The organism is Streptomyces sp. NPDC046881 (assembly GCF_040645015.1).
In the GTDB taxonomy this organism is placed as follows: Bacteria; Actinomycetota; Actinomycetes; order Streptomycetales; family Streptomycetaceae; genus Streptomyces.
The window spans coordinates 1-26,599 of record NZ_JBEYXJ010000018.1; the positions used below are offsets into that span (position 1 = coordinate 1).

22 protein-coding genes and 2 pseudogenes are annotated in these 26,599 nt (G+C 69.9%); 10 read left to right on the forward strand and 14 right to left on the reverse strand.

Going from position 1 to position 26,599, the window contains the following annotated elements; genetic code table 11:
- Window positions 1-108: 108 nt before the first annotated feature.
- From ABZ923_RS11675 to ABZ923_RS11700, 6 genes and pseudogenes are all read right to left on the reverse strand, one after another.
- The gene (locus ABZ923_RS11675) at window positions 109-1,311 is read right to left on the reverse strand and encodes a glycoside hydrolase family 64 protein (RefSeq protein WP_361469941.1); all 1,203 of its coding nucleotides are present in this window, start codon (window positions 1,309-1,311) and stop codon (window positions 109-111) included.
- An 89-nt stretch (window positions 1,312-1,400) separates the two neighbouring features.
- A complete protein-coding gene (locus ABZ923_RS11680; protein WP_361469943.1) occupies window positions 1,401-2,678 on the reverse strand; it encodes a family 16 glycosylhydrolase in 1,278 nt (425 codons plus the stop codon).
- A gap of 698 nt (window positions 2,679-3,376) precedes the next feature.
- Window positions 3,377-3,562, reverse strand: a complete 186-nt coding sequence (locus ABZ923_RS11685; protein ID WP_361469944.1) for a helicase associated domain-containing protein — start codon at window positions 3,560-3,562, stop codon at window positions 3,377-3,379.
- A gap of 410 nt (window positions 3,563-3,972) precedes the next feature.
- On the reverse strand, window positions 3,973-4,104 hold the full coding sequence (locus tag ABZ923_RS11690; RefSeq protein WP_361469946.1) for a hypothetical protein: 132 nt from the start codon (window positions 4,102-4,104) through the stop codon (window positions 3,973-3,975).
- On the reverse strand, window positions 4,067-4,528 hold the full coding sequence (locus ABZ923_RS11695) for a hypothetical protein (RefSeq protein WP_361470103.1): 462 nt from the start codon (window positions 4,526-4,528) through the stop codon (window positions 4,067-4,069). The genes ABZ923_RS11690 and ABZ923_RS11695 overlap by 38 nt, the downstream gene beginning before the upstream one ends.
- Before the next feature lie 91 nt (window positions 4,529-4,619).
- Window positions 4,620-4,676, reverse strand: a pseudogene (locus ABZ923_RS11700) (hypothetical protein); the annotation flags it as partial.
- Between the two features lie 243 nt (window positions 4,677-4,919).
- On the opposite strand from ABZ923_RS11700, the gene ABZ923_RS11705 reads away from it, so the two are divergent.
- Window positions 4,920-5,846, forward strand: coding sequence for a LysR family transcriptional regulator (locus tag ABZ923_RS11705; RefSeq protein WP_361469947.1), 927 nt, complete (start codon window positions 4,920-4,922; stop codon window positions 5,844-5,846).
- A gap of 431 nt (window positions 5,847-6,277) precedes the next feature.
- Window positions 6,278-7,210: an NAD-dependent epimerase/dehydratase family protein gene (locus tag ABZ923_RS11710; RefSeq protein WP_361469948.1), complete on the forward strand. Its 933-nt coding sequence runs from the start codon at window positions 6,278-6,280 to the stop codon at window positions 7,208-7,210.
- Between the two features lie 1,001 nt (window positions 7,211-8,211).
- Here the strand turns inward: ABZ923_RS11710 and mscL are convergent.
- Window positions 8,212-8,655, reverse strand: coding sequence for a large conductance mechanosensitive channel protein MscL (gene mscL, locus ABZ923_RS11715; RefSeq protein ID WP_361469950.1), 444 nt, complete (start codon window positions 8,653-8,655; stop codon window positions 8,212-8,214).
- A gap of 663 nt (window positions 8,656-9,318) precedes the next feature.
- Between mscL and ABZ923_RS11720 the strand changes: the two genes are divergently transcribed.
- Window positions 9,319-10,206: a neutral zinc metallopeptidase gene (locus ABZ923_RS11720; protein WP_361469952.1), complete on the forward strand. Its 888-nt coding sequence runs from the start codon at window positions 9,319-9,321 to the stop codon at window positions 10,204-10,206.
- Between the two features lie 235 nt (window positions 10,207-10,441).
- Here the strand turns inward: ABZ923_RS11720 and ABZ923_RS11725 are convergent, their stop codons facing one another.
- Entirely contained in the window at window positions 10,442-10,804 is a 363-nt protein-coding gene (locus tag ABZ923_RS11725) for a hypothetical protein (RefSeq protein WP_361469953.1), read from the reverse strand.
- A gap of 129 nt (window positions 10,805-10,933) precedes the next feature.
- The gene (locus ABZ923_RS11730; RefSeq protein WP_361470105.1) at window positions 10,934-11,083 is read right to left on the reverse strand and encodes a hypothetical protein; all 150 of its coding nucleotides are present in this window, start codon (window positions 11,081-11,083) and stop codon (window positions 10,934-10,936) included.
- Here ABZ923_RS11730 and ABZ923_RS11735 point away from each other — a divergent pair.
- The 3 genes and pseudogenes from ABZ923_RS11735 to ABZ923_RS11745 form a co-directional block, all read left to right on the forward strand.
- Window positions 11,070-11,222, forward strand: a pseudogene (locus ABZ923_RS11735) (GNAT family N-acetyltransferase); the annotation flags it as partial. The gene ABZ923_RS11730 and the pseudogene ABZ923_RS11735 sit on opposite strands and share 14 nt — an antisense overlap.
- Before the next feature lie 316 nt (window positions 11,223-11,538).
- Entirely contained in the window at window positions 11,539-12,408 is an 870-nt protein-coding gene (locus ABZ923_RS11740) for a class II glutamine amidotransferase (RefSeq protein ID WP_361469954.1), read from the forward strand.
- Window positions 12,409-12,638: 230 nt separating this feature from the next.
- Complete coding sequence (locus tag ABZ923_RS11745; RefSeq protein ID WP_361469955.1) at window positions 12,639-13,115, forward strand: hypothetical protein; 477 nt, start codon at window positions 12,639-12,641, stop codon at window positions 13,113-13,115.
- Between the two features lie 21 nt (window positions 13,116-13,136).
- On the opposite strand, the gene ABZ923_RS11750 is transcribed toward ABZ923_RS11745, so the two are convergent.
- Genes ABZ923_RS11750 through ABZ923_RS11765 form a run of 4 tightly spaced genes read right to left on the reverse strand, consistent with a single transcriptional unit; the run spans window position 13,137 to window position 20,310 of the window.
- Window positions 13,137-17,024 (reverse strand): hypothetical protein, encoded by a 3,888-nt coding sequence (locus ABZ923_RS11750; protein ID WP_361469956.1) that lies wholly within the window; start codon window positions 17,022-17,024, stop codon window positions 13,137-13,139.
- Window positions 17,021-17,452 (reverse strand): hypothetical protein, encoded by a 432-nt coding sequence (locus ABZ923_RS11755; protein ID WP_361469957.1) that lies wholly within the window; start codon window positions 17,450-17,452, stop codon window positions 17,021-17,023. Before ABZ923_RS11755 ends, ABZ923_RS11750 begins: the two co-directional genes overlap by 4 nt.
- Before the next feature lie 16 nt (window positions 17,453-17,468).
- On the reverse strand, window positions 17,469-19,691 hold the full coding sequence (locus ABZ923_RS11760; RefSeq protein ID WP_361469959.1) for a PQQ-binding-like beta-propeller repeat protein: 2,223 nt from the start codon (window positions 19,689-19,691) through the stop codon (window positions 17,469-17,471).
- 10 nt (window positions 19,692-19,701) lie between these two features.
- Window positions 19,702-20,310: a toll/interleukin-1 receptor domain-containing protein gene (locus ABZ923_RS11765; RefSeq protein WP_361469961.1), complete on the reverse strand. Its 609-nt coding sequence runs from the start codon at window positions 20,308-20,310 to the stop codon at window positions 19,702-19,704.
- 124 nt (window positions 20,311-20,434) lie between these two features.
- Between ABZ923_RS11765 and ABZ923_RS11770 the strand changes: the two genes are divergently transcribed.
- The 3 genes from ABZ923_RS11770 (at window position 20,435) to ABZ923_RS11780 (ending at window position 25,259) form a co-directional block, all read left to right on the forward strand.
- Window positions 20,435-21,631: a helix-turn-helix transcriptional regulator gene (locus ABZ923_RS11770; protein ID WP_361469963.1), complete on the forward strand. Its 1,197-nt coding sequence runs from the start codon at window positions 20,435-20,437 to the stop codon at window positions 21,629-21,631.
- A gap of 1,099 nt (window positions 21,632-22,730) precedes the next feature.
- Window positions 22,731-24,533, forward strand: coding sequence for a hypothetical protein (locus ABZ923_RS11775; RefSeq protein WP_361469964.1), 1,803 nt, complete (start codon window positions 22,731-22,733; stop codon window positions 24,531-24,533).
- Window positions 24,534-24,623: 90 nt separating this feature from the next.
- Complete coding sequence (locus tag ABZ923_RS11780; RefSeq protein WP_361469966.1) at window positions 24,624-25,259, forward strand: hypothetical protein; 636 nt, start codon at window positions 24,624-24,626, stop codon at window positions 25,257-25,259.
- Window positions 25,260-25,574: 315 nt separating this feature from the next.
- On the opposite strand, the gene ABZ923_RS11785 is transcribed toward ABZ923_RS11780, so the two are convergent.
- Window positions 25,575-25,745 carry a hypothetical protein gene (locus ABZ923_RS11785; RefSeq protein WP_011113206.1) on the reverse strand — a complete coding sequence of 57 codons (171 nt, stop codon included), beginning with the start codon at window positions 25,743-25,745 and terminating at the stop codon, window positions 25,575-25,577.
- Between the two features lie 477 nt (window positions 25,746-26,222).
- On the opposite strand from ABZ923_RS11785, the gene ABZ923_RS11790 reads away from it, so the two are divergent.
- Window positions 26,223-26,591: a hypothetical protein gene (locus ABZ923_RS11790; RefSeq protein WP_361469968.1), complete on the forward strand. Its 369-nt coding sequence runs from the start codon at window positions 26,223-26,225 to the stop codon at window positions 26,589-26,591.
- The last annotated feature ends 8 nt before the right edge of the window (window positions 26,592-26,599 follow it).

Consider the following 26,599-nt stretch of genomic DNA (forward strand, 5'->3'; position numbering starts at 1 on the left):
ATGGTCCGCGACCGCCGCCTGGTGGTGCGGCTGCGCGTCGAGCGGGCGTACGGCATCCCGAAGGGCTGAGCCGCGGCCAGCGCGATCCGGTCCGCGACAAGGCGCGCGTCAGAACCGTGTCAGGGTCAGCCGGATTCCGGTGGGCGCGGTGTCCTGGATGTAGGAGGCGAAGTCGGCCACGTCGTCGAAGGCGAAGCCGTAGGCCTTGCCGTCCCGGGTCGCCGCGTGGATGGCTTTCGCGTAGTGGTTGGTGCGGTCGGTCCGGTAGAAGGCCGAGGCGTCGGTGACGGGCTGGTCGGGGTTGCTGAGGAGGGTGGAGCGGTTGAAGCCGGCGCCCAGGACGGCGGCGACAGGACCGGTGGTGCCGTCGTTCGGTGCGGCGAGGTTGCCGTCACAGAAGAGGACGTCTCGGGTGGACGGCTTGCCGAAGGTGACCGGGGCCGGACCGTCGAACGTGAACCTGTCGGCGCGCACCCGGCCCGTGAAGGTGCCCGCGTTGGTGGTGACCTTGAGGTCCTTGCCGGTGTAGGTGCTCCACACCTGGTCGATGTACGGGGCGAAGTAGTCCTTGGCGAACAGGCCCGCGTCCAGGCCGTGTCCGGGCGCGATGACGCGCAGGTCGTCGACGACCAGCGGGGCGAACTCCGCGACCTGCTTGACCGCGCTGAACACCGAAGCCCGGCCGCCGTCGCGCAGGGTGCCCGTGGTCTGGTCCTTGGCTCCGGTCAGCCGGATGCTCATCGGCACGCTGAACATGTCGACCATGGTCGTGTTGCAGAACATGCCCGCGGCGTTGTAGGTGAACTCGGCGCAGTCGTGCAGTACGCGGTAGTTGGGGTCGGAGGTCACCCAGCCGGCGGGGTACTGCAGTGCCGGGTTTCCGTTGCCGTCCTTGACGACCTTGAACTTCAGCTTCTGCCCGAGCGACACGTATATGCGGCCGGACATGTAGGGGAGCTTGAGGGTGGCCTCTCCGCTCGCGGGCAGGGAGAGGGCGTAGTCGGTGAAGCCGTCCGCGCCGTTGTCGGACAGGGCTATCGGAGCCAGGGTGCCGTCAGGGGTGACCCGTACCTGCTTCCCGTCCTGGTTGCCGACGATGTAGACGTGCACCGAGGCGTTGTCGAACGAGCCGCTGTCGTTGACGATCGTCAGCGGCAGCGCGCCCGCCGCGGCGGCCTTCGTGCCGTTGTCCGCCGTACCGGCGAGGGCGTAGGGGCCGAGGGCCGCGACGGCGGGGGCGGCCACCGCCGCTCCGCCCAGGGCGAAGAACAGCTTGCGGCGGGTGAGACTGCGCTGGTGACGTGCTGCCATGTGGCGTGCCTTTCGTTGGTACATGTGCCTCTGGGAGGCGAGTGGGGGGTGGGTGGGGGGTTGGTGGGGTGGGTCGTCCGCCCTGCGGGTCAGCCCACGGTCCACTTCTGGTTGGCGGTGCCGCCGCAGGTCCAGATCTGTAGCCGAGTGCCGTCGGCGGCCGAACCGCCCGTGGCGTCCAGGCACTTGTCCGCCCCGACGTTGGTCAGGTCGTGGGCGGCGGTGTAGGTCCACTGCTGGGCCTTGCTGCCGTTGCAGGTGTAGAGCTGGACGGGGGTGCCGTCCCCGGTGGAACCGCCGCGCACGTCGAGGCACTTGCCCAGCGCGCGGACGGTGCCGTCACTGCCCAGCGTCCACTTCTGGGCGTCGGCACCGGTGCAGTCGTGCAGTTGGATCGGCGTCCCGTCCGCGGCGGAGGCGCCGGCGACGTCGACGCACATACCGCCGATGCCCTTGATGGCACCGCTCTTGCCCGTCGACCCGGTCGAGCCGCCCGTGCCGGAGGTCGAGACGCGGACGTAGTCGATGGTCATCGTCTGCGGGAAGGAGGTGGCCGAGTCGGGGCTGCCGGGCCAGTCGCCGCCGACGGCGAGGTTCAGGATGAGGAAGAACGGGTGGTCGTAGACCCACTTCTTGCCGCCGAGGTCGGCCGGCGTGCGGGTCTCGTAGACGTGGCCGTCCACCGACCAGGTGATCGCCGTCGGGCTCCAGTCGACGGCGAAGACGTGGAAGTCGTCGGCGAACGCCTTGCCGTCGGGCAGGGTGTAGGCGGCGCCGAGGCCGCCGGAGCCGGAATAGCCGGGGCCGTGGATGGTGCCGTGGACCACGCCGGGCTCGTGACCGACGTTCTCCATGATGTCGATCTCGCCGCTGTTGGGCCAGCCCGCGCTCCCGAGGTCGTTGCCGAGCATCCAGAAGGCCGGCCAGACACCCCGGCCGCGCGGGATCTTGATGCGGGACTCGAAGTGGCCGTACGCCTGGCTGAAGGTGCGGGCCGTGTTGAGCCGGGCCGACGAGTACTGGCACGTCCCGTTCCAGCACTGCAGTCCGGAGTCGGTGTTCTTGCGCGCCGTGATCACCAGGTGGCCTTCGCCGTCAAGGGCGGCGTTCCGGTTGCCCGGCGTGTAGTACTGCAGCTCGTGGTTGCCGTTGCCCGAACCACCGGTCTCGAGCGTCCACTTGGCGGGGTCGGGGGCGCTTCCGGCGCTGCCGTCGAAGTCGTCGGACCAGGTCACCGCGGTGGGTGCGGCGCTGGCCCGGTTCGCGCCGGAACCGGTCGTGGTGATGAGGACGGCGGTGACGAGAGCGGCGGCGACCAGTGAGACCAGTCCGCCGAGCGTCCACCGCCGAGCGCGATGAGCTGCCATGGCTGGGATGAACCTTGTCTTGTGGGGGATTCAGGTGGTTCCGCCCGTACGGCGGGCCGCGGACGAGGAGGCAAAGTGTTCCGATTGAGAGCGCTCTCTCGACTGCGGTGAGCCGCGGGTGGACCCCGATGGTACGCACCACGGTTACCTCGGCCAACTTGTCCGCGGCGCGCTCAACACCCTCTGAACTGCGGTTACTTGGAAAGCGAGTCGAGGGTCAAGGTCGCTTAAGGAGTGTTTAAGCCTCCCTTAAGTGAAGCGGCTCCGCACTGGACGCTCATCGGAATGGCCAATTCCGGCGATGTGGCCGCATTCGCACACAAGGGCCGCACTCGAACCCGTGCATGACATCGCCATTCGGATTCGGACAGAAGACACTGCACTCCACGTGACCTCGGCGGGATCGCCCCGTCCAGGGCCGGAGTCCGGGGCACCGCCGTCAGGCGCTGGACGGTCTGGGCTATGCGGCGGGCTCGGTGGGCGGGGGTGAGCGGGTGGGGGTGGGTGTCGGGGGGCAGGCCGAGGTTGGTCATCAGCTGCTGCTGGCCGGGGTGAAGGGTCTGCCAAGTGGCCAGATGCCGGTGCAGCCAGGAGCCGGTCTTCACTCCGGCGAGCTGGGTGCCGCGGGTGAGCGCGGCAGCGTCGGCGCCGGTGGCGAGGTGGGCGCGTAGCAGGTGGTATGTGCGGCGCCAGTCCACTCAGTGCGGCAGCCGCCAATCGGGGGCAAGCGCGGTGAGGGCGTCCGCGCGGGCGCCAGCCAGTTCGTTCTCGGCGGCGAGGTGGCGCTGTTCGGCGAGCCAGGCGCCGATGGGGGTGGTGGCGGGGGCGGCGAGGTGGCCGTGAGTGCGGAGGTAGTCGGTGCGGCGGCGAGGCGTGCGCGCCATGCTGCGTCGTGCTTGTCCCAGGTCATGCCCAGGGCGTCGAGTTCGGCGGTCCAGTCCGCCTCCAGCCGGCCGGCGGTGCGGGCGTCGCGCATGGGGGTGATGAAGGTGCCCAGCCGGTAGCTGACGGGGCGGTGTAGTCGGCGGGGACGTCGAGGGCGTTCGGGGTGGACGGTGAAGTCGAAGTGCCAGCGCCGGGCGATGACGTCGCTGGTCTCGCGCGGGAGGCGGGTTGGCCCTGTCCGGGAGGCGCTCCAGGATGTGGTGGTCGTGGCCGGCGGGCGCGCGCAGGCGATCGCCCACACCGGCTCGTACGCGGTGCCGAGGATGTTCTCGGCGTCGGTGCCGGGCCGTCGCCCTTCTCACCCTCGCCTGTGATGCCGCCCGCGCCCGCGCCGGTGGGGCGGGCGTGTTCAGGCGGCGGCGCAGGTCGGTGTCGGTGAGGTGGGCACCACGATGCGATACTCCCCCGCGCGGCCGTCGGCGACCGCCTGCGCCAGCGGGCACTCAAAAATCTTCTTTCCGTAGACGGCCTCGTTGTCCATGCTGTTGGCGAAGGACTCCCCGCCCGCGGCGCCGCGGTGGTGGTGGCGGGCGCGGGTGAGGTCGGCGGAGTCCGTCAGCTCCGGCGCGGCGAAGATCCGGGGGGTGGTAGACGCGGCGGTCCGCGCGGATCCGCTGCGCGTCGTTGACGATCGCCCACTTCTGATCGGCCCGGCTCGCGATCCGGTGCGCCTCGTCCATGACGGCCAGGTCGAACGGCGGGACCGCGTACCCCGTGTACTGGGTTTCCTCGAGCTTGTTCAGGGAGTCGTAGGTGCAGATCACCGTCAGGGCCGGGGTCTGGTCCTGCTCCTCCCCCACCACCGACACCAGCCCGCCCAGCGTGTGCGGATCGGTGGTCGACATGACCCGGGCTGCTACCAGGTCGTCCCGGCCGGCTACGTCCAGGGAGGAGACGATCACCATGTGCTCGCACATGGCCGTCCCCACGCCAGGCCAGCGCCGTCTGCGCTGCTAGGTCAAGGGTGGGCACCACGAACAGCACCAGCCGCGCGCCGACTCGGTCCGCGACGCGGATGGTCACCAGCGTCTTCCCGGGCCCCGTCGCCGACACGAACAGGCCCCGCGTCGCCGGGCGGCGCAGGTGCCGTACGAGCCGGTTCCCCGGCGGACCGCTCCCCTGCAGGGGGAGACGATCTCATCGGGGAAGGTGGCTCGCCGAAACGTCGCTTGGCATGACGAGGTGCTCGAGTTCTGTGGCCGGTGCCAGGTATATCGCGTTCGACCACATTGATCGCTATCGCATCCTTTCCCGTCGGAGCATTGATACCTCAACGGGTTTACATAGAATTTCTGGATGCCTTCTTTTCGCGCCCTGGAATGCCTCATCGCTGTCGCGGACACCGGATCGATCACTCAGGCCGCATTGCTGCTGCACTCCTCGCAACCGGCCGTGTCCCACCAGATCGCCTCACTGGAGCGCGAGGCCCGCACGGCCCTGCTGCGTCGCGAGGCACGGGGGGTCAGGCTCACCGCCGCGGGGCGGGTCGCGGTCGCTGATGCCCGACGGGCGGTCGAGGCGGCTACCGCCGCTGTTCGGTCGGCTCGGGCGGTGGGAGAAGCCGGGGGCGGGTCGCTGCGGATCGGCTGCGCGCAAAGCCTTACCGTCGTCTTGCTCGCTCCGGTGCTCCGCCACTGGCGCCGGCGTCACCCGGAAGTGGCCATCACTCTGCATGAACTCGCCGTCATGGACGAGGCGCTGAGGCTGGTCGAGTCCGACGAGGTTGACGTCGCGGTGCTGCCGGACCCCCCATCCGACCGTTTCCAGGTCACTGCCGTCGCCGAGGAGGAGATCGTGCTGGCTGCGCCCACCGGCCACCCACTGGCCCAACGGGCCTCAGTGCGGATCCAGGACCTCGATGGCGCGCCACTCGTGCACTACACGGCGGACAACCGCCTCGGCGCATGGCTCGACCGGTCCTTCGCCCGGGCCGGGGTCCACCCGGAGGCGGTCATGCGGACGTCCGTTACTGCTACGGCACCCCAACTGGCCGCCGCCGGACTGGGCGTCGCGGTCTGTCCGGTGAGTGCGGTCGGTGCGGGCTTTCCGGGCGTGGTCCGGCCGTTCTCACCGCGGTGGACCAGACAATTGATGGCGGTGACCTCTGCCAACACCGATCCGCTCGTCGCGCGGTTCATCGCGGGGCTGCGCCGTCACGGAGTGCGGGTCCCGCGCAGCGTACAGACGCAGCTCGACGAGGGTGTCGTGGTCGCGGGCGAGTGACCACAGAACGCTCTGAGCCCGGCAGGACCCAAGGCGCGGCTACTCGTCACGTCGTGGCTCGACCATGGCGTGACCGTACGGCGTAGCCAGGGCCACGCCTGCGCGTCAGCGCACGCCTGTGGTCCACCCGTGCTCTCTCGCCCGCTGCAAGCCGTAGCCCCCGAGCATCCCAGCTCAGCACAAGGCGCGCCGTGAATTCCGAGAGCCGCGTCGGCGTCCTTCCGACCGAGACACTGCTCGGCTGCGGCCGCTGACATGGTTCTCCCGACACTCGGGAATCCGACGAGGATGAGGCATCCAAAAAATCTCTGGAGTGCCGTCGACTTATGAATGACTTCGAGGGAACAGCGGGCAGCCCCTGATCGCTGCACACAACATGGCCTCCCGCCCGCAGCGAGCGGGAAGCGTCTTACACGAGAAAGAAGGCTCCCATGTCACAGGCATTCATTACGGGTGGCTCGGGTTTCATCGGACGGGCCCTGATCCGCCGGCTTGTCGGAGAAGGCCATACGGTCCGCGCACTGGTCCGCAGCGAAGCGTCGGCCGACAAGGTCGCGGCCCTCGGCGCGCAGCCGGTGCAGGGCCGGTTGACGGAGCCGGCCAGCTGGCAGGACGCGGTGGCGGGCAGCGACGTACTGTTCCACCTGGCCGCCGAGACAGACATCACCGCCGACCGCGAGCGCCACGAGCAGGTGACGGTCGGTGGCACCCGAGCGGCTGTGGAAGCAGCCCGTACCGCGGGGGTCGCCACCTTCGTCCACTGTGGCAGCGAGGCCGCGCTTCTGGCCGGCGAACCGCTGCTGGACGTGAACGAGACTGCACCGCTGCGGCCGGACTCGGAAGCCGCCTACTGCGCGGCCAAGGCCATCGCCGAGCAGGTCGTGCTGGATGCCGACGCACCGGGCTTCACCACCGTCTCCATACGACTGCGGTTTGTCTGGGGCCCTGACAGCAGCCTGACCGAAGGCCTGGCCGCTGCGGCCAAGGCCGGGCAGTTTGCCTGGATCGACGGCGGCCGGCACACCACCGATGTGACGTACGTGGACAACGCCGTCGAGGGCTTGATACTCGGATGGCAGCACGGCCGGCCGGGTCAGGCCTACTTCGTCACCGACCAGCATCCAGTCATCCTGCGGGATTTCCTGGAGACACTTTTCTCGCTCTACGACGTCGACGCGCCCATCCCCGACATGGACGCCGAGACCGCCGCCCATGTGGTGCCGGTACCCGCCCGGTGGTTCGTCGGACAGCCGTGCACGCTGCGCACCGACAAAGCCGTGACCGAACTGGGATACCGGCCCATCGTCCCGCATGCCGCCGGTTTCGCCGCCGTGAAGGAAGCGCTCGCCCCCGACGCCGCGTGACGGCCTGACGGGGTTACACCTGACCATGGTGTCCGCCCTACTCGGGTGGTGGAGCCAGCACAGGTGGGTGAACGCACGTTGTTCGACCTGGCGCTGGGCGCCCGGTCCGAGTCGTGCTCGGTGCGGCGGCAGGCGATCAGCGGTAACACACCGATATCCCGGACCAGGCGACGATAGTTGTTGTTGTCATAACCAGGGTCGGCTTCCGATACCGGCGACGAGCCCGAGGGGCTGCTGCCCGATCCAGTAAGCACTGCCGTTCGCCGGGGCTATCGCGCCATGCCCTTCTCCGTGCGGAAGCGCGATGGGTTCCGGTACGACCGCGGGCATGGAGCTGGCCCTGCTCAAGTGCCCGGCCATCGTGTGTGGTCGGGCGCGCCGGTGCGGGTGGGTCCGGTCAGCGGTGAACCTGGACGCAGGGATCGCCGGACGGCTCCGCGCGGCGGCCTCGCCGGCCGGGCCGGAACGGGGCGGGCATGAGCCCACGTGAACCGCTACGCGATGGCTCAGCACTACCTGCCACAGGAAGGCCCCAAGCCGGACCGGACCCGGCACGCGCTGATGATTGCCCCACCAAAACTGCGGCAGACGCGGGCCGCACCGCCCTGACTCACGAAACCGCAACCGGCTGACCACACCCATGCCCTCGATGCCCGCACTCCTGTATCCGTTCGGGAGCGTTTCTGCGTGTGCACCATCCCCATCACTGATGAGCCCCACCCTCCTCAGCACTCACACGCCAACGGCGTCCAAGGACGACTCAAAGCGCTGATGCGGGATCACCGGGCAGCCGCAGGGCTGGCCGGCCATCGCATCGGTGCCGACCACCGTGCTCACGACGAGCGAGGCAACGGTGCCGCCCGGCGAACCGACAGTGCTCGAGGGCGCGCGTCGTTGGTCAGACGAGAGGGAAGCGGTCGCTGCGAGTCGGCTGCACGGACAACCCGGCCAAGCGTTGAGCACCCAGGGTGCCCGGCTGTCACCGATCGATCAGGGTACGGTCACCCGGCCCGCTGGGTTGTCTCCCCGGCCTGGGCGGGTACCGCGGGCAGCGGGACGGTGCAGGAGGCGCAGCGTCGGGCCTGGGCCGGAACCGGGCTGAGGCACTCGGGGCAGTCCCGCTTGGGGGCTTGGACGTCGTGGTGGGGAGCGAGACGCTCATGCAGCTTGTTGATCGGGAGTACGACGAGGAAGTACAGGGCGCTGGCGATGAGGAGGAAACTGATGGCCGCGTTGATGAAGGCGCCGTAAGGGAACTTGGTGGCGCCTACTGCGAAGGTCTTGCGGGCCATGTCGCCGGTGGCACCGGTGGCCAGTCCCACGAGCGGGGTCAGAAAGGCGCTGACGAAGCCGTTGACGACGGCGGTAAACGCCGCTCCGATCACGATGCCGACTGCCAGGTCGACCACATTGCCGCGCAGGATGAAGCTGCGGAAGCCCTTCACCTTCTCACCCCTTCAAGATTCATGACGTCGACGGGCGGCACCACGGCGCCTCACCCCGGATGCCCTGCCACGTCTCACCCATGCCTGCTGGGCGGCGGCACCACGGCCGCCGCCGGCTCGCCGAGGCGTCCGGACGACTCCGCGAAGTTCCCGTCAGGTCTTTGTGGTCAGATCGCCGCGCTGGCTACCGCTTTGGCTCGCTCAGGGTCACTCGGGCGGGTCGACCCGTGATGGGAGCTGCTGCCAGCAGTGGCGGACGTGCTTGCGGCGGTCAGGGCGGCAGCCGCGTGCTGATCGGACATGGCTGTGAGCGTCCTTCGTACGGGTACTGGTCCGGATGCGGGGGGCCGGTATCCGTGCCGTACCGGCCTTCCCGTCTCTTTGTGCGCGTCAGCCGGGCCAGGTTCCGGTAAGGCGGCGAACGGAAGTGGCGCCGGCGCGGTCGACGGCCGCCTTGGCTCCGGCGAGGATTGCGCGGCGCCGGGCCCCGCCTGCCGCGCACGGCGGTCCGCCGTTCACCCACGGAGCGGCGTCGCGGCGTCGCCCGCCGGCTCCTCCGAGAAGCGGAGCAGGAAGAGGACGGGATGGGGATGTCCTCGTACGGGGTAGGCGAGCGGGACGACGCGGGGCGGTCCGGCGCGCTGCTTGAGGGAGGGTCAACGTATGCAATTCGACGACGATGCTGCTCTGGACACGTCCGAGGTCGAGGACGGTCGGGGAGGTGCGCTGGGCGGGATCCCCGGCGGCGGGAAGACCATCGGCGGGGGACTGATCGGGCTCGTCGTGCTGGTCGCGTCCGTGCTCTTGGGTGTCGACCCCGGCATGTTCGGCTCGGGCAGCAGCGACACGTCCTCGTCCGGCACGTCAGCCGCGGACCTCGCGGCGGACTGCCGGACCGGTGCCGACGCCAACCGCAAGGACGAGTGCCGGATCGTCGCCGTGGTCGACAGCGTGCAGGCATTCTGGAAGCAGACGGAGACAGCCGCCGGCAAGCCCTACCAGCAGGCCCCGACATTCCTGTTCACCGGCAGTGTGAACACCGGCTGCGGGAACGCGACTTCCGACGTCGGCCCCTTCTACTGCTCAGCCGATGACAAGGTCTATCTCGACCTCGGCTTCTTCAACGACCTGAGCAGCAAGTTCGGCGCCAAGGGCGGCCCATTCGCCGAGGCCTACGTCATCGCGCACGAATACGGCCACCACTTCCAGGACCTCAGCGGAACGATCTCCCGCGGCAGCGGAAAGGGCCAGAACAGCGGCTCGGTGAAACTCGAGTTGCAGGCGGACTGCTACGCCGGGGTGTGGGCCCACCACGCCACCACCACCCCCGACCCCAAGAACGGTAAGCCACTGATCACCGACTTGACGAAGGACGACATCGACCGCGGGCTGGATGCGGCCGCCGCCGTCGGAGACGACCGTATCCAGCAGCGCTACCAGGGCAAGGTCACACCCGACACCTGGACCCACGGCTCCGCCGGCCAGCGCCAGCAATGGTTCTCCACCGGCTACCGCTCCGGCCGCGTAGCCAGCTGCAACACGTTCAGCTGACCACACTCACGAGAGGAGCCCGCCAGGAGCCGATCGCGCACCGCGACCCGTCCAGCTCCCCGGACGCCGAGTACGCCGGGCTCTGACGTCCCGCTACAGTCCTGCTGATCAAACCACGCTGGATCGCCCCACCCGGTGGGCGCGTACGACGTCGGCGAGCGACGGCAACGGACAACGCTCTTGCCGTACGGGCGCTGTCCGTTGCCCGGCTGGCTACGAGCCGACGGGTGGTGCGTCACCTCGGGCCGTACTCCTGTGGCCACTGTCCAGTGATCTTGCCGTCGGGCGTCAGGGTGAACCGGGTTCCGTCCATATCCGTCGTGGCACTGGCTCGCGTTCCGTACGCCTTCATGGTGAAGTCCTCCGCCTTGCCCATGTGCACGTGCGCCTCAGCGGCGCGGCTCCACGAGTTGACCCGCACCTGCACTCCCCAGTGGTTCACTTGCGGCTTGTCCCGCCAGGGCCCCCAGCTGCTCTGCGGTAGCAGCCCCGTGCCTCGGCCCGAGAAGACGTACCAGCTGGCGAGGCCAAGCAGGGTCACGGCCGCGGCGAGCGCAAACGCGGTCGGCCGGCGACGGATGCGGAAGGAGAGAGCCACTTGATGGGTTCCTTCATGGTTCGGGGAGCGCTTCGCCGCAGTCCAAGACGGTCCCCGGCCGGGTCGCGTTCCTGATCGCCCGGATCAATCGGTTTGACCCTTTCCTGTCCGGGTCAAGCTGCCGCACCGTCAGGCCGACCAGATGCTGCCGGCCGTGGCCATGTGGACCTCCGTGCCGACGCCGCCGGGGCCGGTCTCCTGGAACTGGGAGACCCTTCCGTCGGACCAGCCCACCAGGGTGCCCCAGTTGTTGCCGCCGGTGAAGTCGCCGGCGGTCACCAGGGGGGCGTCCGCTGGGTTCGCCGCGGAAGGCTTGCAGCGCCCGAAGCTCGTCTATGACGGCGTGCGATACGACATGGAGTTGCACGCTCGATTGACCAGTGATCCCATCCCTTCCCCGTCTGACAGTCACTCCTGAAGTACGGGGTCTGGCCGGTTGGGCGGAGAGAGACCAGGGAGATGACCTTTCATGCCGCTCCCCCACTCCGGTCTTGGCCGGCGCGGGGCCCTGGTGGTGCAGCCTGCCCGGCGGAGAGTCGGCTCTGTGGTATTCAGGGCAGGCAGGCAGGTGCGCCCGGGCATAGCCGGCACCCGGTGCGTATCCATCGCTCACCGGGATGACGGGACCGGTGGCTTCGCTCACGGCGCGCGCCCCGATCGCCACTGACGACAGAGCACGAACCGCCGGCCCGGCACGAGCCACGACGGGCTGGCCTACCCTCCGGAGGAATGCCGTGTGCCGTCTTTTCGGTCTCAGCAGCGCCCCGCGCCCGACACGCGCCACTTTCTGGCTGCTGGACGCCCCCGACAGCCTCAGCCGGCAGAGCCATCTCGACCCCGACGGCACCGGTCTCGGCTACTTCACCGCGGACGGCACCCCGCGCATCGACAAGGCTCCCATCGCTGCCTACCGCGACCGTGCCTTCGCCGAGGAGGCCCGCGAGGTCGAGTCGACAACCTTCATCGCCCACGTGCGCTTCGCCTCCACTGGCAGCCTGGACGTCCGCAACACCCATCCCTTCGAGCAGGACGGGCGGCTTTTCGCCCACAACGGGGTCATCGAAGGCCTGGACAAGCTCGACAACCACTTGGGTGAGGACCGGTCACTGGTGAAGGGTGACACCGATTCCGAGCGGTTCTTCGCCCTGATCACCCGGGAGACCCGGCAGCACGGCGGTGACGTCACCGAGGGCATCCGGCACGCCGCCCGCTGGATCGCCGGCAACGTGCCCGTCTATGCCATGAACCTGATCCTCACCACCCATGAGGGGCTGTGGGCGCTGCGCTACCCGGACACCCACGATCTGTACGTCCTCGAGCGCCGGGCGGGCGGCGAGCATGGCAGCCGGCATCTCGACCACAGCGGCAGCCACGGGCGCATGCGGATCCACTCATCCCATCTTGCCGAGCATCCCGCCGTCGTCGTCGCGAGCGAGCGTATGGACGACAACCCGCACTGGCGCGAGATGGAGCCCGGCGAACTGCTCCACGTCGGCCCCGACCTCCGCCTCACCCGCCGGATCGTCCTTCCCGACCCTCCGGCGCACCAGCTCACCCTCGACGACCTGCACCCCGACGTAGCCGCCTCCCAGAAGGCTGCCTGACGGTGCGAGCACCGCAACTATGGACATGGCCAGACACCAGGCTGCCGGTGCGAAGTCTCGATGTGACCCGAACGGGCGCGTGCACCCACATCGCACCGTACCCCCTCGTAGTACGCAAAAAATGGGTGCCGACGTGCTTCAGCAGCTCGCCGGTGACGGCCAGGTGGCCAACCTTGCCCGCTACATCGAGACTGGCGAGGTCACCGCCGAGGAGTAGGAGAGTCACGGCGATGGCCAGCCCCGGCGAAGGACTCGACATGGCGGTCCAGGGCGCGTTCACGTGCCCGATCCCGAAGTCCGCCGGGGCGCAGATGCGTTACCTGGTCAGGCAGCACCAGCGCAGCACCCGGCGCGTCGCCGAGCTGCTCGGCACCAGCCAGCGGGACTCGACCACTACCAGGTTCGTAACTGGACCTCGTGGCACCGGCACATCACCCTCGCCATGCTCGCTCGCCCTGGCCTTCCTGACCGTCGTCGCCGCCGGCTCGGCACCCGAGCGACCCGCCCAGCCGGCCCATCTCACCCGTGGTCACCCGCCGATCAGGCTGACCGTCCCGGAGATCCGACACCTATTCGCCGCCGTCTTCAACCCACCAACCGTGTCAGCGGCCAAGCTGCTGCACTGGTCCGGCTGGCGGCGACAACACCAGGCGGCAGCCCGCCGCAGCCACTCCGACGGCGCTCCGGCGACGAACCGACGGGATTGATCACGAAGCCGCACTGGAGCGCTAGGCGGTCACGCAGGGTGGGTCGTACGGCAGTTGGGGAACGTACCGGCTCCATTGCTGTCGGCTCAAGGCGCCGGAGCTGCCGACGCAGATACGGCTGATGGCGGACTCGACGTTCAGGTCCCAGAGCGTGGCCACGCCGTCGTCGGTGGTGGCGGCCAGGGTGTGACCGTCCGGGCTGAACGCCAGGACGTCGACGTACCCGGTCTCCACGGTCAGCGGCAGGCCGATGGCGGTGGGGTGGTCGGGATCGGTGACGTTCCACAGGCTGATGGTGCCGTTGTCGGTGTGTCCGGCCGCCGCGAGGGTGTGCCCGTCCGGGCTGAACACCACCGAGCCCAGGCTGCCGCCGGGTACGGTCAGGGGGCTGCCCCTGCGCGTGAGGTGGTTGGGGTCGGTGGCATTCCACAGGGTGACGGTGCCGCGGCTGCTTCCGGTGGCGAGCGTGCGACCGTCCGGGCTGAACGCGACCCGGGTGGCGTTCGGCTGGGGGATCGCCTGCCCGATGCGGACCCCGGGGTCCGTCGCACTCCACAGGCCGACCTCGTGGTTGCTGTCGTCGCCGCCGGCCGCCAGCATCGTGCCGTCGGGGCTGAACGCCAGGGACAGGACGGATCGGGTGCGGTTGTTGGAGATGCCGGGCTGGGCGACGGGGTGGGCGGGGTCGCTGACGTCCCACAGGGCGATGCTGCCACCGTAGCGGTCGTCGCCGGCCGCGGCCAGGGTGTGGCCGTCGGGGCTGAACGCCAGCGCGAAGATGCTCCCGTTCGCCCCGGTGAGGGTCTCCCGGAGACGGACGGGACGGCTGGGGTCGGCGGTGCTCCACAACGTGACGGTGCCGCCGCCGTCGCCCGCGGCCAGGGTCCGCCCGTCCGGGCTGAACGCCACGGCGTCGACCGGGTGCCCGGGGCCGGCGAGCGGATCACCGCTTGGAGCGGGGTGGTTCGGGTCGGTGGTGTTCCACAGCGAGACGGTGTTGTTCTGGTTTCCGGCGGCCAGGGTGCGACCGTCGGGGCTGAACGCCACGGACGCCACGTTGCCGCCGGCGCCGATGATCCGGGTCGGCGGCAGACTCCACAGGTCGACGTTGCCGTCGGCGTTCCCGGCGGCAAGGGTACGGCTGTCCGGGCTGAACACCACGGCGGTCACCATGTCGCCCGGCCCGGACAGCGGCCGGCCCAGTGGGACGATGACCCGGGGGTGGGTGACGTTCCACAGATAGACGGCGTGATCGGCGCTGCCGGCCGCCAGCGTGTGACCGTCCGGGCTGAACGCCACCGACATGACAGCCCGGGCGGGACCCGTCAGCGGCTTGCCCAAGGGGGCGGGGTGGCCGGGGTCCACGACCTTCCACAGGGAGACCGTGCCCCGTCTGGCCCCGACGGCCAGAGTACGGCTGTCGGGACTGAACGCGAGAGAGACGACGCGATGCCCGGTCTTCAGGGAACGGAGGCGGCGGGGGTGGACCGGGTCGGTGGTGTTCCACAGGCTGACGGTGCCGGCGTCGTCCTCGCATGCGGCGGCCAGGGTGTGCCCGGTGGGGCTGAACGCGATGCCACCGGAGAAGATGTCGGGGCAGTCAAGGTTCAGGGGCGCTTCCGAGGGGGCGACGTCGTCGGGGCGGGTGACGTCCCACAGGCTGACCAGTCCGGCGTGCCGGCCGGCGGCCAGGGTACGGCCGTCGGGGCTGAACGCCAGGGATTCGATGGAGGCCAGGGCGTCCCAGCCCTGAATGGCGGGACTCTTCAGCCGGCCGAGCAGGACGGGGTGGCTGGGGCTGGTCAGGCTCCACAGGTCGACGAATCCGCCGGAACCGGCGTCGCCGTTGTGGCTGGTGTGGCCGCCGACGGCCAGCACCCGGCCGTCCGGGCTGAACGCGAGCGACAGGATCGAGTTGACGGAACGGTCCACGGGCACGGGTTTGCCGAGCGCCAGCGGACGGCTGGGATCGGAGACGTCCCACAGCCGGACGAGGTTCTGGTCGACGTTCCCGGCCGCCAGCATGTGCCCGTCGGGGCTGTAGGCCACGGTGTACACGGCGCCGCGCGGGCCGGGAAGCCGGGTGTCCAGCGGTGTGTTCGCTGTCGAGATGAGCCGGGACGCCGCATCCCGGGTCGGGTCCATGCGGTAGGCGGTCAGCGCGAGTTGAGCGGACAGCGAGGGATCGGTCGGTGCCAGTTGCACGGCCGCCGAGGTGACTGCGGCGTTGACGGCCTGGTCGCGGGAGCGCAGGGCCGCGGCAGCGGCGTCCCGGGCCTGGGACTCCTGCCGGAAGGCGAATACCGCGGCCAGCGAGGCGACCACGGCCAGGACGGTGATGGTGGCGACCGCGGCGCGCCGGAGCCGTTGCCCGCGCCGCTGGTGGTGGCGGGCGGCCGCCAGGAATGCCCGGGCCGCGCCGCTGAGTTCCGGCCCGTGGGTCTCGGCCCAGGCGAGGGCGGTTTCCAGGCGGTTGCCGCGGTACAGCGCGGCCGGCTCCCGGCCGGCCCGTTCCCAGAGCGCGGCCGCCTCCTCCAGATCCTGTCGTACGAGGTTCCCGCCGCGGTCGTGCTCGATCCAGTCCCGCAGCCGGGGCCAGGCGCGGATGAGCACCTCGTGTGTCATCATCACCGTGTCCTGGTCCCGGGTCAGCAGCCGGCCACGGGTGAAGTCGTCCAGGACCCTGACCGTCGCTTCGCGGTCCGGCGCGTGACGCAGCAGCTCCTCGTACCGGACGCGGCGGCGGCTGTCGTCGGCGTCGCGCCCCACGATGACGAGCCGCAGGAACACCCACCGTGCGGCCTCCTGGCAGGGCGGCGGCAGGGTGTCGTAGAGCCTGTTCGCCGTGGTGGCGATGGCGCCCTGGATGCCGCCGGTGACACGGTATCCGTCCACGGTGAGCGTGTGGCCGTGGCGCTGCTGCCAGGTGGCCCGCAGGGCGTGGGCGAGCAGCGGCAGCCGGCCCGTGGTGCGCGCACCGGCCGGTCCCGCGACCGCGCCCAGATCCGCCAGCAGCACCTCGACCAGACCGTCTTCGACGTCGAGTCCCACGCTGCCGGCCGGGCGACGGATCGCCTCCTTGAGTTCGTCCTCCGTCATCGGCTCCAGCAGGACCGGTCCGGCCTGCAGCGCCGCCCGCAGCCGCGGATGCGCCGTGCACGCCGCATAGAAGTCCGCGCGGACTCCCAGCACGACGACCGCACCGCCCGTGGGCCGGGCCAGGCGGTCGAGCACGTCGATGAACCACTGCCGTTCGCCTTCGTCGCCGCAGGCCGTGAAGACCTCCTCGAACTGGTCCACCACGACGACCAGTCCGGCGGCGGGTGACTCCCCGATGGGCGCCGGATCCCCGGCTCCGATGGCTTCGCGCAGCTCGGCGAGGCACCGGGCGGGATCGGCCCGCCAGGCCGGTGCCCTGTGCCGGGCGGTCTCGGCGTCGAGTCCGGCGGCGGCCGCCAGCGCCAGAACCGGGGACGCCGTCGGGGTCAGCAGCATCCGCGGCCAGGTGCTCGACCCGGCGACCGGAAGCCGACCCTCGTCCAGGGCCGGCAGTACTCCGGCCGCCAGCAGTGACGACTTCCCGGCACCCGAGGGGCCGATCAGCACCAGCGGGCCGCCCTCGCGCAGCCTGGCGTCCATCCGCTCGCACACGAGGTGAACCATGCGCTCACGGCCGTGGAACCACTGCTTGTACTGCGCGCGGAACGGGGCCAGGCCCGGGTACGGGCAGAGCACTTGGCCGGCGCCCGGGCCGGGCACGGTTCTGCGCCCCTCGTCGCCGACGCGGACGTGGAGGTCCCGGCCGGCCTGGAAGACGCTGCCCCCGCCGCTCGCGCTCGCCTCCAGCCGTTTCGGCCGCCACGGCGGCGGTCCGTCGGGGGGCGGGGCACCGGTGCTGCGTTCCGTCACGCCTGCCCGCCTCGGGTGACGGTCATGTCCCGGCCGGCCTGGAACGCGTCGCCGCCACGGACGTGTGCCTCCAGCGTCATCGAGCCCGAGATCTGCTGCTCCGTAACTCCGGCGTCGCGCGGTGCGGTGCCGAACAGGGCGTGCAACTCGTCGACGGCGTCCGGCCGCGTCGCCATCAGCCGGACGAGGCGGGCCTGCCACTCGGCGACCAGCATCCCCTGGAGTTCCTGGCCGTTGCCGGCTTGCCGCGCCTGCAGCAACTCGTCGCGCGCGTCGGAGAGTTCCTCCTCGACGCGCTCCGGGTGTGCGGATCGCCACAGGGACAGGACCGAGGACTTGACCGCGGCCCAGCCGTCCGTCGCCAGCAGATCGATCAGGCGTGCCGCGGCTGCCGATGCCAGGCCGGCGAGTTCCACACTCGTCTCCATGTCCGCTCCCTGTCCCTTACCGTCCGTGGGCCGCGATCGCGGTCAGGGTCAGGTGGGAGGCGACGAACGCGCGGTCGCCGCCCACCGTCCACCGGAACCCCACGTCGGGCTGCCCGGGGTCGCTGTACCTCCACCGGGCTCTGCCCGTGGCCGCGTCGATGGCCCACAGCGTCTTGGCGGTGTCGGTGGCGAAGACGGTGTCGGCCGAACACTGGGCGCTCTTGCCGGAAATCCTCGAGGAGGCGTTGAAGTAGTTGGAACCGCCCGTGTCGTTGGCCCCGTCGAGCCTCGCGACCCACCGTGGTGTGCCGTCGGCCGCGGCCAGGGCGACCAGGTCGGCGCCGACCGGCACGAAGACGGTCGTGCCGTCCAGGGCCGCGAACGGGGTACCGATCTTGACCTGGTCCCCGCTGTTCGACTCGAAGAGCTGATGCCACTTCTGGGTGCCCGTAGCCGCGTCGACGGCGAACAGCGTGTCGCCTTTGCCCCCCGCGAACAGGAACAGCCCGGCGGCGTAGCACGTCAGCGGCCAGCCCGGATTGAAGTAGTACCCGCCGTCCGGGACGGATGCCTTCCAGCCGCGGGCGCCCTTCCGGCCGGCGTCGATCATCTGGACCCGGCCCGGCTGGCCTGGAACGGCCGAGGCGGCCAGCAGGTGGGAACCGGTGGGCGGCACGAGCACGTTGTTGATGTCCGTGCCCTTGACCCGCCACAGTCCCTTGCCGGTGGCGGCGTCGAACGCACGGATGTAGCCGGTGGTCGGCGACTTGGCCGAGTACGGTTTGGAGGTCTGGAGCAACGTCCCGCACACGTACACCGTGTTTCCCGCGGCCGCCACGTAGTGGCTCAGGTACACCCCCGTACGCGTGTCGCCGCCGGGATCGACCTCGGCCATCCTGGTCGCCCACTTCGCCTTCCCGCTGGCGGCGTCGAAAGCGGCCAGCAGGCCCATCCGACTCGGTGTGTCGCAGAGCAGGTAGAACACTCCGTCCGCATACGCCGTCGGGTACTTGTCCATGCTCGTGCCGTAGTCGTTGGACGTGTTCATCTTGGGGAACACGGACTTCCCGGTGGCGGCGTCCAGGAAGGACGTGGCGGTGTCCGTGACCACCATGACCACCTTGTCGGAGGCTTCCAGGCAGGTGGGGGCGTGCTTGCCGGCGCCCGACCACGCCTTGCTGGCGTCGGGTCCGGCCAGCACGATCGGTTCCGGGCCGTCCGTCGAGGACGGCGACACGGAAGAGGACGGCGTGGGACGCCCGCCTGACGGAGAGGCGGGCCGCGTGGTGGATCCGGGTCCGCCGGCCCGGCCCTCGGGCGTCGGCGACGAGTCGCCGGAGAAGGCGAGCGCCGCCGCGGCGCCGCCGAGCACGGCCGCACCCCCGGCGAGAGCGGTGATCAGCTTCCGGCGGCTCATACCCGAGCCGGCCGCGCTCACCGGCGGCGCAGGGAACGGGCCCCGACCGCCGCCCCCGGCGGACACCGATCCGAGGGCCGCGGTCGCGGAGGCCAGGTCGGCGCTCACCGCCGGGGGCAGCCAACTGCCCTGCAGGGGGGGCAGGTTCTGACGCCTGAGGTAGTCGACGAGTTGCTCCGCGGTGGGACGGTCCGGCGGTTCCGGGTACAGGCAGCCGTCGATCACCTCGCGCAGCGACACCGGGAGGGCGTCCGTGTCCGACTCGCCCCCGGAAACCGCGAACAGCACGGTCTCCCCGAGGCCGAACACGTCGTCCGTCGGTGAGGTTGCCGGGCTGCGGGTGGCTCCCACGATCCCCAGGGCGGAGATGCGGGGCCCGTCCATGGTCAGCAGCACCGAGTCGGGGCTCACCTCGCCGTGGACCGTCCCGGCCGCGTGGAGTGCGGCCAGCGCCCGGCCGAGGCCGTCGGCGAGCATCCGCAGAGCCGGTTCGGACAGCGGACCGTGGCGGTCCACCACCTGCCGCAGCGGCAGTCCGGCGGCGAACGCGGTCGCCAGCCAGGGAACCGGTGCGTCGACGTCGGCATCGACCACCGGGAGGAGGAAGGCACCGGACAGCGACCGTGCCGCCTCGACGGCGGCTCGTAACCGGTCCCGGAACCCGGGGACCGTGGCAAGCTCCGGCCGCACGACCGTCACCGTGACGAGGAGCCCCTCGTCCGTGCGGGCGGCGAAGACCTCGCCCCCGCCGACCGTGCTCTGCCGTCCGAGCAGCGCATACGGCCCGATCCGCTGAGCACCGTCTGCTCCGGGATGATCCATCGTCCGCCCCTCACGCCAGTCTGATGGTCTGGTCACGGGCCGCCTGGTAGGCGCTTCCCCCGCCGGACACATGGGCCGTCATGGTGATCGACGGCTCCGGGGCGGGGGCCGGCTCCGTGCCGTTCCCGGGTGCGCCGGCGGGGCCGGTACCGGTGTCGGACAGCAGAGCGGTCACCGCGTCGCCCAGATGCCGCAGCCCGTCCGGCAGATGGGTCTCCGGCACGCGGAGGAACTGCAGGCGCGCCAGTTCCGCGATCTCGGCCGGCAGCGCGGAGACCTCGGGCAGCATCGTCGCGTCACCCAGCAGGACCGGGACGACACGGTTCCCCGCCTGCAAAGCCGTCGCGATCTCCACGCGGACCCAGTCGTGAGGCCGGTCCAGGAGCCGTACACCGTCCTCGCCTCTCGCGTCGAGCCACCCCGGCCCGATCAGTACGCACATGAGCTCGCACTCGGCGGCCTGCCGGCGAAGGATCCCGGCGAAGTCCGCCCCGGGCGGTATCGACTGGCCCGACTTGAAGATCTCGCCGACACCCAGGCGGTCGGACAGCGCGCGGTAGACGCGGTCTCGCATCCACCGGGAGTCCGGCTTGCGAAAGCTGAGGAAGACGCGTGGCACAAGTGCCCCCTCTCCGGCAGGCGTTGACGTCAGGCAACGTGCTCACCCTAGGGGCGGAGTACACGCCCGGTGGCTTTTCACCGCGGATTGAATAACTGCCGCAAGGCTCCGTACGCTGGCTGGTATGGACCCGGTGGACAGCGCGGCAGTGACGGCCGCCGCAGGGGGACGGACCGGCACGCGTCTGTTGCCGCCGGGGGACTTCGGCGTCGTCCTGGCCACACTCCGGGGACGTCGGGGGTGGAGCGTGCGCGAGTTCTCCCGGCGTGTGAACGTTTCCGAAGGGCAGATCTGTAATCTGGAGAGCGGGTTGCGCAACCCGACGCCCGCTGTGGCTGCGGCATGCGACGCGGCCTTCGGCACCGGCGGAGCACTCGTCGAACTGGCCGAGGCCGGCCGCCGCGGCTCCCGGACCGAGAGCCTCGTCGACGCCGGCCCCGTGGTCGCCGGATACGAGCGGGTCCTGCGGGAGCTGAAGGACATCGGCAGATCCACCGGACCGAGGTTCGTCACCGCCTCGATGAAGTCGGTCACGCGGACCCTGACGGACGCCGCTCCGCTCGCCGTGGGCGAGCAGCGTGCCGAGATCTGGCAGCTGGCCTCGAAGTTCGCCGAGTATGGGGGGTGGATGGCACAAGAGGCAGGAAACCCCGCGGAGGCGCTGCGCTGGACGAATCTCGCTGTCCGCTGGGGCGCACAAGGCGGAGACGAGACGGTGGCCGCCTACGCCCTGGTCCGCAAGGCGTTCATCGCCCAGCACCGAGGTGACACCCATGCGGCGATCGGATATGCCGACCAGGCGGCCGGGCACCCCGCGGCCAACCCGGTGATCCGCGCGCACGCCGCGCGACGCGCGGCCCAGGGGCATGCGCACCGTGGCGACGCGATCGCCTGCAGGGAGGCACTGGAGCAGTTCGGAAGTCACGCCGCCGAGGCCATCGGCGACCGGACCCCGCACTGGGGTCCGCGCACCGAGAACGGCAACCCTCGGCTCATCGAGGCGTCCTGCATGCTCAGCCTCCGCCACTACGAACCGGCCGCCGGCCTTTTCGAAGCCGAGCGCCAGCGCCGGCCGGCCGTCCCGGCGGACAGCAACTCCCAGGCCCGCTTCGCCATTCGGCACGCGACAGCTCTGGCCGGTGTCGGCCGCCTCGACGACGCCTGTCAGATCGTCGAGGCCACGCTTCCCGTGATCAAGCGCATCGACTCGGCCACCGTCCGCGCGGAGCTGGGCCGTTTCGTGGAACAGGCCCGGACCCGCAGATCCGCCCCGGGCCAACTCGCCCTCATCGACGCATCGGCCGCCCTCACCATGGGCTGACAGTCGCGATCGGCTGGCTGTACGGACAGATCTAGTACTCCAACAGGACTTTCCTGCCCGACCTGCGGGTTTCACTGGGCGGCTGGAGTGTAGCGGGATGCGGGACCCCGACCGTGCGGGGGCGGTCTCACCGCCCCTCCATCGTGCGACAGCGCCACAGGTAGTGACAGCGGCGGGTGACTGCTTGGCGTCGGCGGCGCCATGCGCCTATCGGTCGGTCGAGGCTTCAGCCGGGACATGCCTGCCGGGTGGCTACGCCAGCGAACAGTGACCTGCATACACGGTGCCGCCACATACTCCCCGACGTTTGGCGGGAAGGCTCGGCGCCGACCAATGAAACGCAGCGCGCTACTGAGCATTTGGGCGGCCCGTCCGCAGTGGCCCGAGCCCTTCTACTTGCCACCAGTGCCCAGCTGGGCGCGTGCGCGAACCCGGGTTGACCGCCCGGCGGATGACCAACGGCGGGCGACGCACCCGGTTCGTCGCCCAGTCCCCTCCCGGGGCACTCGTCGCGTCCGGGCAGGTGCCCGCGTCGGATCTGCGCGATGCGGGAATCCGTACAACCACCCGGTGACGCGCGATCGCCGCCATAGCTCCGACCCAGGCGGGTTGTTGGACATCCATAGCGACCGCTGCTCAGGTTTGGAGGACCTGCGCTGCAACCCTCGCTAAACGTCGGCCTCATCACGTCCACTACCTGCGTTTCAGGCCGATCGCCCCAGTTGCTGACCTTGGAGGGGCCAGTCGGCGGCCTGTAGGAAGGTTGCCAGCGCGACTCAACCCCCCAACCAGCCTGCGTCCCGGCGGGCCGAATAGCCATGAGCTCGTGGGACGGGGCCTGAAAGGACCATCCAGCATGTCTGGAATATCGAGAAGAAAGCGCTGCCTGTCCCGGTTAACCACCGTCGTTACCGCCGCGGCTCTGTTATTTGGCACCGGCGTGGCGTCTGCCGCCGACAGCCCGGCTCCGAGTGAGGACGGGAACTATGCTCCGTCGTCGCGGCCGGCCGCAGGGCCGGAAAAGAGCATCCGAGCCGGTGGCCGCCCCGCGTCGGGGACCAAGCCGGAAGCTGGACCCACATGGAAGCAGAACGGCACCGTGTGGCAGGTCGACCGCACCGTGGCACAGCTGCGTAACTCGGTCACGGACCCGGACGGGGACAAGGCGAACCTCACCTTTGAGGTGTGGACCGTCGACACGGCTGGGAAACCGAAGGCCAAGGTGAAGATCACGGGTCAGAACGCCGACCCGGACAACCAGGGCGAGGTGTCCGCCGAGTACGGCGTCATCGTGTCCAAGATGGTGACCTCGGGGTCGAAGGCCACGGTCACCGTCCCGCACGGCAATCTCAAGCCCGCCACCACCTACGCGTTCCGTACCTCCGCCTACGACGGCTCCCTGTACGAGACGGACTGGTCGCCCTACGCGACGTTCAGGACCCGGGGCCGGCAGGTCGACATCACTCTCCCGGCACCGAAGAAGGACGCCACGGACCCGGCCTTCGACACCTCCTGGCAACCGGTCCCCGGCTGGGGCTCAGTGCAGACCAAGGACGCCACGAGGGAACAGCACTGCGAGGCGAGCGCGCACGGCGACCGGCTGTGCATCGCCTGGAAACCGGCCACGAAGGCAGACTTCGAAGCCGCCCGCAAATCCAGGGCCAGGCTGAAGTCCATACGGACGGCGAACCCGCCGCTGCACGATTCCTGCGAAGTGGGCGCCACTCAGGGCACCTACCTGTCGATCTACACCCGCGACAAGGCGTGCATGTACGGGAAGTTCTCCGTGCAGGTCACCGATGAGACAGGCCAGGAGGAGAAGGGCTACGAGGAATTCTTGTACTCCTCTCACATGAGCACGGCGCTGACCGGCACGCAACTGAAACTGTGGGCCCGGGTCACACCGCTGCCGATGCCCGCCGGACACCTGCCGTTTCCCGCCCAGCCGGGGGCGATCAAGCTGACGATCTCCCCACAGTGTTCCGCCGGCTGCATGGACAAGCCTTCCTACGCCTGGGACGGAAAGCTGATGTGGGGCGGCTCCTACGACATCGACCCCCACGAGGAGACTGCGACGGCCACCGTGCAGTGGTCCGGCGGGGTTCCGGACGAATCCGGAAAGAAGGACTCCGACCTCTCCCAGGCGCTGGCGTTCGCACCGTACGCGACGTTCTCCACGTCGGTGCCGGAAACGTTCCCCACGGACAAAAGTCAGGGTTTCATCGGCAACCCGGTATACGTGCGCTGCGACATGGTGTACTCCCCCGCGGGCTGCGTGTTCCGGGACTACATGCCCGGCTATGTGTTCAACACCGCCAAGACCCCGGCGGCTGCCGCGCACGCCTGGCTGATCCAGGCGAAAATCCGCAAAGGAGCGCCGCTCAGCTACCTCCCCGACCGCAGGGGCGATACCGGCGAGCACGGTGAGCGCAACAAGTACAGCCGCGACCCCGACGCCAACCGCAGGGTCGTCTGCCCGGACGGCTGGGCCGCTAAATCCGGCCACCCAGACACCACACCGGTGACCGACATCTCCGCCAGCGACAAGCCGTCCTGTGACGAGTTCACCTTCGCAGCGAGCTACAACAGCGGCGGGATGCCCTCCGACATGGGCGGCACCAACCAAGTCACGTCGGGCGACAAGTGCGCGCAGACCTACGCCACCAAGCAGTCGGACGGCACTTGGCGGCTGTACGATGACGAGCGCACGGCCGCGCCGACGTGGTCCGAAGTATGCGGCCGGTCTGCGATGTCCGGGTGGGTCAACTCCACTTCGATGAGCCGCTTTCCCACGTTCGCCAAGGAGCTCCGGCTGATCGATCAGGACGTGTATCTCGTCAGGACGCCGGGCTTCGACAAGTGTGACGCCTCGAAGCCGACGATCAAGTGCGACATCCGTTAGCACGATACTGACGCACACCGCAATTGCGGCCCGGGGCCGGTCACAGGGTTGGCCCCGGGCCGCGCCACACCGGAAGAACGGAGCAACGCTGTGAGTTCCGGCGGGATCACATGGATAGCCGACGAGGACATCTCCTGGCTCGGCTACTACATCAAGCTGGCCCGGGGCCTGACCGGCGAACAACTCGCCGCCCGCCTCGCCGCCACCGACGGCCCCGTACCGGTCCAGGCCACCACAGGACCGCAGGCCGAAGAGCTCATCGACAGGCTCGACGCCGAGCGCGGCGACACCGACAGCATCGCCGTCCGCTACGGCGACCACGCCGGCCTGGGCTTCGCCATCGCCTACGGCCACTGGCCGGCCGTCCTCGGGCCCGCGTACCACGACGGGACGTCCCGAGACGGGGCCCACGTCTTCGAGCTCTACTACGAGAAGCAGAACCCGAAGATTCCCCCACCCGCATTCGCCTACTTCCACGACGACCACTACGTGTGCGGCTTCGACATGTACATGCACACGTGGTCGCAGGAGATCACCGGTCCCGGCGCCGACCTCATCCGCGCCGACATCATCGCGGCCGGAATTCCCGAGGAGAGGAAGAGGGACACGGCGCACCGTGCCTCTCTCGCCGTGCTGGAACAGCGCTTCGAACTCGCGCTGCCGCGTGATCTGATCCTGGGCGCGTCACTGCCCACTGCACTCGTCAGAGGGCAGCATCCGCGATAGACCGTTCGGCGGATGCCTTACGACTTGCTTCCGCCAGGGGTACCGAGCGCCCTGGCCGGAGGACGACGACGCGACCAGCGCGTCGCGCAGGCCCCATGCGCACCGGCCCTACGGACAGGAGGAGCAGGGTTCCACTGCTGGGTCCGCGGGCCGGTGCATAACTCACGTACCCTGCGTTGCGCCCGATACGCCCGATCCCTCCCGACCGCTCGCGCAGCGTGTGTTCTTACGCAAGTGAGGGCCCAGCCGTATTCGGCCGGGCCCTCACCCACTCCTCGCGCGCAGCGCGTTACTCGCGCCGGGTGTGTCCGTCGTCTACCAGCGGTACCAGCGCCCCTTGCGGCCGCCGCTGTCCGCCGTACGGACGACAAAGCCCAGCAGCCACACGACGAGCACGATCACCGCGATCCACCACAGAGCCTTCAGCGCGAAACCCGCACCGAAGAGGATCAGGGCCAGGAGAAGAACCAGAAGCAGGGGAACCATCGTTATCAACCTCCTGGCCACCAGGTGCCCACGCCTCCCACTGACACTCGCCCAACACACGAGTTACTTTCACAAAGTACGGGGCATATGCCGCGCGCGGACACCGTCGGCGGGGTCGACGGTTTGGAGCAGCCCGCCCTCGCCGGTCAGCTGCAGGCCCTCGGCCTGGGCCATGATCGGGAATTACACCGAACGATTTACAGTCCCCAACGTCGTAATCGATGTCGCCGTGTCTGCCTGCATCGAGGACGGAGTATTGTTCGAGACCGTCGTGATCGAGAACTCCCCGGATTGGCAGACGACATGGCGAGGGTCGAAGAGTTGGAGGCCGCGCTGCCTTCGATGACACGGTGGCGTGTGCCAGGCGGACGAAGCATGGACTGGGCCGCCCTCGAGGCGGGCCTCGGGACGTCGCTGCCCTCGGACTTCCGCTCTCTGGCAGAGGCGTACCCGACACTCGTCATCGACGATTTCCTCATGGTGTCCCTTCCGACGCCCGGCGCCGAGGCGCCATGGGCGTCCGCGTCCAGGGACGACGAGATCCTTCAGGATCTGTACGAGATGGGCGACACCGAGGACTACGTTCCCTACCCGCAGCCAGGAGGCCTGATCTCCTGGGCGTCGTCCAATTCGGGGGACACCTTCTACTGGAAGACGAGCCCCGCGGATCCGGACGCGTGGCCGGTGGTCGTCCGCACGGACAACGCCGACTGGATCGAGTTCCCAGTCGGTGCCGTCGAGTTCCTGGCCGGCATGTACGGGCGCACCATCGACGTGCCGGGCATGCCCAGGAACTTCCCCAGCGACGACCCGAAGGTGCTGGGCCTGAGCGACCGCATCGACTGATCGGCAAC

Bases quoted from the DNA above. Each gene is read 5' to 3' on its own strand.
- ABZ923_RS11705 (WP_361469947.1), top strand. From the start codon at position 4,920: ATGCCTTCTTTTCGCGCCCTGGAATGCCTCATCGCTGTCGCGGACACC.
- ABZ923_RS11745 (WP_361469955.1), top strand. From the start codon at position 12,639: ATGGCCAGCCCCGGCGAAGGACTCGACATGGCGGTCCAGGGCGCGTTC.
- ABZ923_RS11760 (WP_361469959.1), bottom strand. From the start codon at position 19,691: ATGGATCATCCCGGAGCAGACGGTGCTCAGCGGATCGGGCCGTATGCG.
- ABZ923_RS11710 (WP_361469948.1), top strand. From the start codon at position 6,278: ATGTCACAGGCATTCATTACGGGTGGCTCGGGTTTCATCGGACGGGCC.
- ABZ923_RS11770 (WP_361469963.1), top strand. From the start codon at position 20,435: ATGGACCCGGTGGACAGCGCGGCAGTGACGGCCGCCGCAGGGGGACGG.
- ABZ923_RS11690 (WP_361469946.1), bottom strand. From the start codon at position 4,104: ATGGACAACGAGGCCGTCTACGGAAAGAAGATTTTTGAGTGCCCGCTG.
- ABZ923_RS11675 (WP_361469941.1), bottom strand. From the start codon at position 1,311: ATGGCAGCACGTCACCAGCGCAGTCTCACCCGCCGCAAGCTGTTCTTC.
- ABZ923_RS11680 (WP_361469943.1), bottom strand. From the start codon at position 2,678: ATGGCAGCTCATCGCGCTCGGCGGTGGACGCTCGGCGGACTGGTCTCA.
- ABZ923_RS11720 (WP_361469952.1), top strand. From the start codon at position 9,319: ATGCAATTCGACGACGATGCTGCTCTGGACACGTCCGAGGTCGAGGAC.
- ABZ923_RS11790 (WP_361469968.1), top strand. From the start codon at position 26,223: ATGGTGTCCCTTCCGACGCCCGGCGCCGAGGCGCCATGGGCGTCCGCG.
- ABZ923_RS11695 (WP_361470103.1), bottom strand. From the start codon at position 4,528: ATGGTGATCGTCTCCTCCCTGGACGTAGCCGGCCGGGACGACCTGGTA.
- ABZ923_RS11785 (WP_011113206.1), bottom strand. From the start codon at position 25,745: ATGGTTCCCCTGCTTCTGGTTCTTCTCCTGGCCCTGATCCTCTTCGGT.
- ABZ923_RS11755 (WP_361469957.1), bottom strand. From the start codon at position 17,452: ATGGAGACGAGTGTGGAACTCGCCGGCCTGGCATCGGCAGCCGCGGCA.
- ABZ923_RS11685 (WP_361469944.1), bottom strand. From the start codon at position 3,562: ATGGCGCGCACGCCTCGCCGCCGCACCGACTACCTCCGCACTCACGGC.